Source organism: Rhodoglobus aureus (assembly GCF_039527955.1).
GTDB classification, from domain to species: Bacteria; Actinomycetota; Actinomycetes; order Actinomycetales; family Microbacteriaceae; genus Rhodoglobus; species Rhodoglobus aureus.
In genome coordinates this window covers 40389-50142 of the sequence record NZ_BAAAKW010000031.1, presented here as the reverse complement: position 1 = coordinate 50142, position 9754 = coordinate 40389, and the positions used below count along the sequence as shown (strand labels likewise).

At 60.3% G+C, this 9754-nt stretch carries 4 protein-coding genes and 2 pseudogenes; 4 read left to right on the top strand and 2 right to left on the bottom strand.

Going from position 1 to position 9754, the window contains the following annotated elements; all coding sequences use genetic code 11:
• Window positions 1–104: pseudogene (locus ABD112_RS09270) on the top strand (IS481 family transposase); the annotation flags it as partial.
• A gap of 134 nt (window positions 105–238) precedes the next feature.
• Here ABD112_RS09270 and ABD112_RS09265 read toward each other — a convergent pair.
• Complete coding sequence (locus ABD112_RS09265) at window positions 239–7660, bottom strand: DUF5979 domain-containing protein (protein ID WP_343925246.1); 7422 nt, start codon at window positions 7658–7660, stop codon at window positions 239–241.
• 249 nt (window positions 7661–7909) lie between these two features.
• Between ABD112_RS09265 and ABD112_RS09260 the strand changes: the two genes are divergently transcribed.
• Window positions 7910–8257 carry a GNAT family N-acetyltransferase gene (locus ABD112_RS09260; protein ID WP_343925244.1) on the top strand — a complete coding sequence of 116 codons (348 nt, stop codon included), beginning with the start codon at window positions 7910–7912 and terminating at the stop codon, window positions 8255–8257.
• 4 nt (window positions 8258–8261) lie between these two features.
• On the opposite strand, the gene ABD112_RS09255 is transcribed toward ABD112_RS09260, so the two are convergent.
• Window positions 8262–8843 (bottom strand): helix-turn-helix domain-containing protein, encoded by a 582-nt coding sequence (locus ABD112_RS09255; RefSeq protein WP_343925242.1) that lies wholly within the window; start codon window positions 8841–8843, stop codon window positions 8262–8264.
• A gap of 90 nt (window positions 8844–8933) precedes the next feature.
• Between ABD112_RS09255 and ABD112_RS09250 the strand changes: the two are divergent.
• A pseudogene (locus ABD112_RS09250) lies at window positions 8934–9299 on the top strand (arginase family protein); the annotation flags it as partial.
• Window positions 9300–9316: 17 nt separating this feature from the next.
• Window positions 9317–9724 carry a YybH family protein gene (locus ABD112_RS09245; protein ID WP_343925238.1) on the top strand — a complete coding sequence of 136 codons (408 nt, stop codon included), beginning with the start codon at window positions 9317–9319 and terminating at the stop codon, window positions 9722–9724.
• Window positions 9725–9754 lie beyond the last annotated feature (30 nt).

The following is a 9754-nucleotide window of genomic DNA, read 5'->3' as shown; positions in this document are numbered from 1 at the left end:
TCCCGGCCTGGCTTCACGAATACAATCATCACAGGCCCCACACTGCAATCGGAGGCCACCCACCCATCAGCCGGTTAACTAACCTCTCTGGGCAGTACAACTAGCCGACGTTCTGCCCTCGCTGATCGCGAAGCGGAGCTTTCACAACTTCGTGCTCGCGACGTTCCGTAAGCATCGCGTAGCACCGCATCCTGCGCTCTACCGGCTGCACTTCTCGGGCTGATCGACTGCGCTAGCGCTACTCGCTTGAGAGCAGCTCCCGGCGACCTCGACGCTTGGTAGCGACAAGGCCAAGGAACAGTCCGCCAACCAAGATCAGCCCTAACGGCAGCAGTACACGAGATGCTAGGTCTGCATCTGAGCCGGTGTAGGCGAGGTGGAACGAGTTCGTAAAGGTGATCGCGTTGGGTGCATCGGCGCCGGTCCACCGCAGCGGAAGAAGAGTCACTGAGGTCCCGACGATTGAGGGTCCAGTGCTGCGATCAGCCGCTGTCATCGTTGTCGTCGTCTGCGTCGCACCGCCCGTTTTTGTCTCCACGATCGTGCAGTTCGCTCCCTCGGCGAGTTCAGTCCACGTCACAACTTCACCATTCGAGATTGCCTGTGCAGCACCCTCCGCAGCGGTGATGTTCCTGTCGTCGAGAGTGCACTCGAGTGTGAGTTCAAAAGGACCGGTGGCACGAGAGCCAGCATCCGCGGCGTTAATGACTTGCTTAGTCGCAGCAACTTCAGCGAAACGATAGGTGTTCTCAACCGAGAGGTCTGGCTGAACCTGATCATCGACCGACAACACCCTGTTGTCGACAGCGATCGTGAATGCTCCATCGACTACCTCGGCGGAGTTCTCGTCCAGGACTCTCGTGATGCTTGCGCCCCCGGTGCGAGTTTCCGTGAGGGCACACTCGGCTCCAGAAGCAAGGCTGGTGTAATCCGCTACCGGCGATGCCGCCGTTACCGTGCGGGTTGCCCCACCAGGAATGACAACGCTTTCTCCGTCTCGAATGCAGCTCAAGCTGAACTCGAACTCGATCGCAGGTACGGGGTTGCGTGCAAACTTGTCAATCGCGCCAGTGTCGCCTGCGAAGGTCTTTGTGACCTCAACTGAGCCCGTCAAGTACCAGTTGGTGACGTCAATATTGACAACCGGAGAGGGCACTGCGACTGTCGGTGCGGGAACTGTGAGCCTGCCCACGGTCGTATCGTTACCGTCGTTCGGAGTGATGACCACGGCATCCGCGCCCTGAAGACTTGACTCGGTGAACGTGCAGTCTGAGTCGGCGATGATGTCCTCGAGCACGACCTGCCACGCGTTGCCGGCATTCAGCAACACCGAGTCGTCGTACTGAGTTGTCGTTCCGAACGTACAGAGCACAGCAACGCTGAAGGTCTTGCCCTCACCGAACTGGGCTGAGCCGTCGCCGAGCAGCTTCTTCGTGACGACGAGAGCGGCGGGCGCGTCGAACCTGTTGTCAGCTGTAGTCGTGTTGGTGATGTCATCGTCGGCATTGTTCGGGCTCAACCGGGTGAACGTCGCCGTGCGAGCAGTGTTGTCAACGGCAACACTCGATCCAGAGTGAGTCGAGTCCGTACTCGCCGTCATGATCGTCGTGTCCGCACCCTTTGCATCGGTTTCTGTGACGACGCAACGGGAATTGACCGGGATACCGGTGATGCTGCGGGACTCGGTGTCATCCAACGTGAAGGAAGCATCCGCAGCAGCAAGGGGCACTGCTACACCAAGGAACCTACAGCTCACGGTAAACGCGAACTCCGTCGGGGTCACTGGAGCCGTAGTGGTGACAGTCTTCGACACCGTGAGGCCAGCCAGTTGGTAGTCATTGGTCAACGTGACCATCGGGAAGCGATCGGGATCGGTGATCCGCGGGTCGATAGTGACAGTCGTCGCTGTGTAACTCGACTGGCCGCTAGCCGCTGTCTCCGTGACTGTGCACTCAGCTCCGCCTGGCAGATCATTGAACGTGACAACCGGAACCGTTGCAGGCACGGTACTCGTGTCAATTGTCATGGTGTAGTCGCGCTCGATTGTCTCCGTCAATGACGTACACACGAGCTTGCCTGTGAAGGTCTGACCGTTGGGGATGAACGATGCTGCGGGTCCGGTGATCTCTTTTTCGAGACGAAGGCCACCGGTGGCCAACGCAACCGAAACGACCGAGTAGTCGAGCGCAGTCACCGGGGTGTCCGTCGTGCCAGTCCTCGTGATTGCGGATGCTGACAGCGAGTTCTTTGCCGTCGTATTCGCACCCGGTGTTGCCGACAGCGCGGCGGTTCGCGTCACGATATCAATCGTGACGACGTCTGCCGGCTTGAACAGGCGTGCGTTAGGGAAGTCAATTACGAACTGGAGCCCGGTGACGACTGTCGGGTCGGCGAGCGCGCCGGCGATCCATGCAGCCCATCCTGTTGCCGGGTCACTACCGCAGGCGTTCGCGTTCGACGGGGTCTGGAGGACCGCCTTACAGGGCGACGCTGCCGTCGTGTAGTACGTCGTGATTACGGCGCCGGGGATGCCAATGTTCGCCGTGATCTCGTCTGCGAACCCCGCAGTCCAGCGCGAGTCGCGCACGAAGCCGTCGAGAATAGTCTTGTCACTCACATCCGGGAGCCGCGTCGAAAGCACCAATCGTGGCATGTTGGTCGTTCCCGTGTTTTGCGCGGTGAGGCGCCAAGTTTCCTTCTGACCCGGAAGCGTCAGTGGGATACAGGGAAGCTGAGAGAATCCAGCGCTACTCTTTGCTGCGGTGCAGTCCGCGTTCGTTCCGCCGATGAAACCTTGATCATTGGGGAAGTCCGTGTCAAGGTTCGCCTTCACCGTCATGAGCGCGCGAAGTGCCGCCTGTTCTGATGGGCGCACCGTCGTGCTGGTCGAGCACTCGCCGGACGGTACGTCGTAGCTCGCGCTGAATCCCGCAGGGGCTGTGCACGTATCGAATGCGCGATCGCCACGGATTCCGAACCGGTTGGTGACAAGAGTGTCGTTGATGAGTCCGGGACGGAACATCATCGGGACGGTGATCACATAGCTCTGTCCGACTTCCAGTACCGATCCGGTGGGGAACGTGAACTTGATCTGAGTCGGGCCATAGGCATCCGACGTGGCATCGACCGTCGGGCCACTGGTGCCTGAAGGCAGAGCAGTCCCGTTGGGCGACGCTGGTGCAGCCCCTGACAATGCGTACTTGTACGTCCACGGCTTGTCAGGATCGAAGATGAGCTGTGCACCAGTGCTGTCACTGGGCAGGTAGTCAGTGATGACCGGGTTCACGATCGGCCAGCTTCCGGTATTGGTCACCGAGAGCGTGTAGTCGAAAAGACGACCAGGCGCTTTCACACCCGTCGGGCGCTTCTGCACCTGCACGCCCGTGGTCGCGTGCTTGAACAGGTAGGTGGCCGAGTTGTTCGCGGTCGCCGTCTTGCCCCAGATCCCTAGCACCTCGGCACGAAGCGAGTTCGTAGTGGTGCCGGGAGAGGCTTCGCCCGGCGAAGCTGCATTGACCGACAGGTCGGTGCGAACCGGATCCCCCGTGCGCAGGTCAACACGTCGTTGTACAAGGATCGGGATGCTCACCTTTGGCGCCTGTGGGTTCTCCCACTGGGAGTCGTCAAGACGCTTCACCGTGAGTCGGAGGCCTTCCACCTGGGCTGCGGTTACCCCAGAGGGTAGGAAGTTGACCTGCGCCTGGGCTGCCGTCTTCCATGTTCCCGCGCCAGTCCAAGCGCCACCACGGTCGACACAGCTGGAGCCTGGAGTGCTCGCAACGTTGGATGCCGTCCACGTTCCACCGACACAGGCTTCGACCTGGATGACGGTTGCGCTTGCGGAGGACGTTGGGCTAAAGACTGGGAGTACAGGGGTGCCCGCCGCGACTCCCGTGAAATTGAACGCGTTCCAGAACGTTGCCCGGTCATCCGTGATGGTCAGGGACTGTACTCTCTCGCTGCCGCTGGGCGTGGCGTCGAGCGTAAGGGGAAATATGCTTCGATCAGGTTCAGTTTCGGAGGTCTTACTAAAGGCTTTTGTTGTCGAGACTCCGATGGTGGTGGCGACGAGGGCGATGTTTGCGCCCTTGCGCGCGGAAAGAGTCGCGTTCTGGAAGGTGGGGTTGGTGACCGAGCTCGCGCTGTCCCACCGGCTGTCGGCAACTGTCGCCTGTGTTGAGTTGTAGTCCGTACCGGGAACGATTGTGCCACCGCTTCGCTTTGCGGTTCGTAGGCCCAAGTCGAACACAATCGATGCCGTGCCGTTGCTGGCCTTGATCTGGCCGGTGTACACGAAGGTGAACGCCGTCGCGTTGGCGAGTTGGGCGGCGGACCACCCGGTGATCGTGGAGGTAACGGTGGCCAAATTCGACCCGGTTGCTGTCAGGTTTCCGCCGGTCGACCGGATGACGGTGACCGTGAGGCCAGTAGCGCCAGACGGGTGAGTGACTGATTGGAACCGCGTAAGGTTCCAGTCCTCGAACGGTGAATCGTTGGGTGTCGCGACTGACGTGTTCGGTTCGCTGACCGTCAGGGAGCCCACTTTCGCGGCTGTTTGGTTTATGGCTGAGAGCGTGACCCGGCTCGAGGGTTGCGCTGTCACCGAGGAATCAGGGATCGGGATCGGACCGCCCGTCCAGGTCTTGTTCGCCGAAACTGCAAGCGGAGGATCACGAAGCTCGAGGGTGTCAGATGCCCGGTCCGTCAGTGGACCACCCTCGGTGAGGGTTGCCTGCGACCACGCATCGTTTCGGATAACGCTGTGCGCGATAGCCGGCGGAGCCACCGTAGTCACATCAGCGTTGTAGCGATAACCGTCAACAACCGGCGATGCGCCGTTGCTGCGCAGAGAGTCTCGCATCTGGAACACGAGATCGATATTGCGGTTGTTGCCCATCGAGTCTGCAACCCCACTGCCAGGGGCTGGGGCAAGCCCGGGACGGTTCGCACCCTCAGTGAATGTGAACCGGATGGCGACGAAGTCCGCTTGTTGCGCGGTCGTGAGAGTTCGGCTGGCTGCAGTGCCTCCATCGCAGGGCGCTGCCGTCGTGCAGTATCCGGAGATCGTGACCCAGGTAGAGCTCGTCTTGTTGAAGAACTCGATGGCGACTTTGTCGTACTTCGCGAGGGAGTCAATGGAGCTGATCCTGGGGACCTGAGTCAGATTGTAAGCGTCGTACATCCCCTTGGCCCACGCTGCGGGGTCCGGGTTTCCTGAAGAATCGACGGCCCCGTCGTAGACCACCATCTGGTTCACGCCTGTGTAACCGTCCGTTGACCACGAGAGTCGTGCCCGCGTGCTCTCGCCGTTGCGAGTGTTCATAACGTCTTGGCTGTTGGTGTTATTCGTATTGATGAACTTCTTGTCCAGCAAGTTTGCTGAGCCACCGCTCCCCGAGCTGTCATAAGGAACCAGCGTGACCTTTGGGCACGGGTCGGAGACGGCGTTGTTTGAGGCCAAGGCGGCCGCCCCTCCACCGCTTGTTCCGCTGGATGCGCTGCAGTTCTCCAACTCAGCTGCGGCGTTGGGCAGCGGCGTTGCGGTGCCTCTCAGTGTCGAGCGAAGCGCATATTCGACGTTCGCGACAAGAGTCTGATCTGGCTGGAACCCCGTAGTGCTGTCCCAGTCGAGTTTGAGGCCGTAAATATTGCCACGGACCGCGGAAGGAATGTCGTAGTTCTGAATTCCGGGGCCGAGAACGGTGAGAGGCGTGTAGGTTCCGGCCGAGTCACGGTACGAAATCGTGAGGGTCGCGTCGCCAGGTACGGGCGTAACCACGAGCCTCGTGGCGTTGAAGTATTTGTACCAGTCAGTGAGGCCCGTGCCTGTTGACGGGTCAATCATCTCGATGTGATCGAGTGCCCGTGTGGAGTTCGGATAGTCGAGCACGTGCGTCGTGAGGGTCGCTGTAGTGGACTGCCCGGAAGCCGCCCTCAGGGGGCCTCGGGACAGCGACTTCGACGTCTCGAGCTTGACCTGTTCGGCGAGAACAGTCACCGTGTCAGACGCGTACTTTGGTCCGACATTTTGGCTGTATTTGTCAACCGCGGTGACTTTGATTTGGTTTGTGTAGAGCACGCTCAGGTTCGGTGAAACCTGCAGCGGATTTGACGTGATCTTAAACGGCACCGTTGCCGAGACGCCCTGCGCCATCGTCCCGGTGAACGTGACGCTGAACCCGGTGACCCGCTTCGTCGATCCAGTCGCCGGCAAACCTGGGGCGGTCGCCGGGAGAACCGAACTAGTGCCGTCGGCAAAGTAGTAGGTGATGTTTGCGGCGGTTGCCCCTGCAGGCCACGCAACTCCACCAGTAAAGCCGCTGAAGATCAGTCCGCCGCCAGTGTGGGCGGGGGCGAGCGGGTTTGTTCCGTCGACGAGGGTCGGATCAGAAGGTTCCGAGATGGTGAGCGATGCGAGCGAAATCGAGCCCGTGTTGCCACCAGTGAGAGTAACGGTGCCCTTGGTGAGGTCATTGGCGCCGAACGCGACCGTCGACATCCGGTCAGGAGTGATCGACTTTCCGGCAGAGACGGAACTCGTCGCTGCTGTCACCACATACGTGGCCGTAACCGGCTTGTTGGCAGAAAGTGCGTCACGCGCGACAACCGATTGAGAAGTGTTGGAGTAGGTGGCGGGAGTGATACCAACGCGGTTCTCCAGGTTCAGCACAAACTTCGCACTCGCCGCGCGTGGGATGGCTGCGGATGCGCCAGAAGAGAACGCAATGCGCACACCACCGGCATCGGCGGGGTCAACACTGGCAGGGAAGGCGAGAGCATTTCCAGCGCTGACGGGAGGAGCATCCACCCACGCTGGTGTTGTCAGGGACGCGTCCCAGAGCGAGACCACGGCGGACGTTGCCCCCGCGGGCCAGGTAACCGAGTCGAGAGTCTTCAGCTCGAGCGCGGTGCGGAAAATGTTTCCTGCGGCTGCAGGGTTCACCGGGTCCTGGATCGTGAGCGACGAAACGGCAGCGTTTGAGATGTTCGCTCCACCAAGGGTCAATTGAGTCCCGAGGCCCGCAACCGCGATGTTTGTGGCAGGAGAAAACGACTTCGTAGGCTGAGTGGCAAGCTTCAGCGGAACCGTGAGCTGAACGGACGCAGCGCTGGAGCGCATCGGGGCGTTCTCCGCGACCATCTCCGAGGTGTTCTCTACGGTGCGCGGGGTCGGCGTGTAATCGAGATCGGATCGCACAGTCACTGGGATCGTCACGGTGACAGTGCCATTGGTGAGGCCCTTTTCGCCGGCCGGAGTTTTCAGATCCTGGTGAAATGCCACCGTAACGGTCTGCCCGCTCACAGTGATGGTGCGCTCGGACGCGCTCAGCGCAGGGGTCAGGAGAATGTCTCCAGGAGCGGGAAGGATGAACTCCGCGGGGATGTCATCCGTCAGAATTGCATCGACACACTCGTCAGTCAGCACAGAGCAGCCGACTTCGATCATCCAGTTGAACGTGTCACCGGGACCGACGGCGGTCGCATTCGCCGACTTGACGTTGCGAACGGCTGCCGGCTCGAAAGCGGCCGCAGCGGTTGCTGGGATGAGTGTCGCAGCCACGACCAACAGGGCCGTTGCCGCGGAGATCGACTTCCGAAACGGGCGTGCTCGACCGTCGGTGTGTTTCCACGCTCGGGAATGGGCGTTTCGGGTTCGCATCAGTGGGTTTCTCGCGTACTGCCACCGAAACCCGGGCATCCGGCACCAAAGAGGGCTGCCGCTCGGGTAAGGCTGGCAAAGAGGTTAGTTAATTCGGGTCTATGCAGATTCGGGATTGTGCAATTTCGGGTTCAGCGGAACTGGCGCATTTGCTCACGTACCGTCCAGCCCAGACTAGAAGAGACGTGTGCCTGATAGGGGGCTAAACCGGACATCCACCGCCCCCATTGCAAGGGGTAGACAGCTCAGTTGAGATCGAAGTTGTGCCGCTGGCGTGCTCCGCGACGCCATTCACTAGGCCGATTGCTAGTCTGCGAATCTGTCCCGCCGAGAGCGTCACCGCAACCGAAAGGGTTCGAATGTATTCGCAGATCGTGCTCGACTATTGGTTGCCGAATCACGATGCCCGATTTCCGTGGGCGCGGGCTTGCCAAACAAACCGATCGGGCGATCAGCGCTCATGCTCTCGCGGCCGGTTACGAACCGCAGTATCGCTGCCAGATCGACAACGCAGCCTCTGCCGCGCTAGCTCTCTCCGCAGGCTTCGGGTCCTTCGGACAGTGGGATGTCGTCGCGCTGAGCTCTTGCCACAACTGACTCGTTACTCTCCGCGCCAGGATGCGGGAACGATCGTCCAGACCACTTCGGCTCCGCGTTCAGGGTCGGCGACCCAGTTATGCGGTTCTCTTCCCGGGAACGTTAACGAATCGCCGGCCTCAAGCGGAATCTCACGGTCCACGAATCGCAAGGTGATTCCTCCAGAAAGCACGTGGAGAACTTCGATTTCACAACTGATTGTGTAGAAAGCCTCGCCGCCATTTGCCGCCGGCTCCATCTTCGTGCGGATGACCTGCACCCGCGATTCGTTGCGTGGGGAGATGAGCCGCTCATCAACTCCTCGCCCCCCGAGGTTGATGTGGGGAGCATCCGCTAAAGAAATTTTCACGGCCTCGGGCTCGGCGAAAAGCGACCCGATTTCGAGCGAAAGAACTTGGCACAACTGCACCAGTGTGGCGACGCTTGGCGAGGTTTCGTCGCGCTCAAGCCGACTCAAAAAACCCTTAGTGAGTCCGGCAGATGTCGCGATCTGCTCGAGGGTAAAACCTTGAGCCTTGCGGGCGCTGCGGATGCGCGCGCCGATGGCGAGCGCATCGGCGCTGGGTGACGGCGATAACGGTTTCATAGCACTGCTCCATCACTAAGCGGGGTTGACGAGGGCGATCTCTGGGTCTACTCTAAGTTCACGTTTACTGCTGATTATCGAAAGTTTACTATGACGAAACTTGTTGTTGGCCCGGTCGATGCAAGTATTGTCCCTCGCTTTGCCGGCATCGCCACATTTGCTCGTCTTCCTCGCATCGAAGATGTAGGACGAGCAGACGTAGCCATCGTAGGCATTCCCTTCGACAGCGGAGTAAGTTATCGGCCCGGCGCCCGCTTCGGCCCCGCTCACGTGCGCGAAGCCTCACGCCTGCTGCGGGCGCTTTCTGACAAAAACATCGTTGGTGCAGATGTCGTAGAAGTCGCCCCGGCCTACGACCACGCTCAACTCACCGCCGTCGCCGCCAGTCATGTCGCCTACGAGCTGATCAGCGCCATCGCTCCACGCGACACCCACCAAGCAACCGCAGCACCCGAGAGCTAGAGGAGCGCACGATGAGCAGTAGAACACCGCACGAGAATGACGTACTGAGCGCAGCATCCGCCATCGTTGACGCATTCAAGTCCACTGACGGCGAGCGCTACTTTCGCGGATTCGCGCCAGACGCGACATTCATCTTCCACACCGAGCCAGCCCGTCTGAGCGATCGCGCCGAGTACGAGCGCTTGTGGGCCAGCTGGGTCGACAGCGGCTGGAAAGTGCTCGACTGCGAATCTTCGGATGCGTCAGTCCAGTCATTTCCTGGCGGTGCCGTGTTTAGCCACAGCGTCTTCACGCGCGTAAACACCGGAGAAAGCGAAGAATCCTACCGTGAACGAGAAACCATCGTGTTCCGTGTCGATAACGACCAGTTGCTGGCTGTGCACGAACATCTCTCGCCGATGCCCGACCCTGCCCACTAATCCAAAAAATCAACGCCCAACCCCTACCGC

Bases quoted from the DNA above. Each gene is read 5' to 3' on its own strand.
- ABD112_RS09245 (WP_343925238.1), top strand. From the start codon at position 9,317: ATGAGCAGTAGAACACCGCACGAGAATGACGTACTGAGCGCAGCATCC.
- ABD112_RS09255 (WP_343925242.1), bottom strand. From the start codon at position 8,843: ATGAAACCGTTATCGCCGTCACCCAGCGCCGATGCGCTCGCCATCGGC.
- ABD112_RS09265 (WP_343925246.1), bottom strand. From the start codon at position 7,660: ATGCGAACCCGAAACGCCCATTCCCGAGCGTGGAAACACACCGACGGT.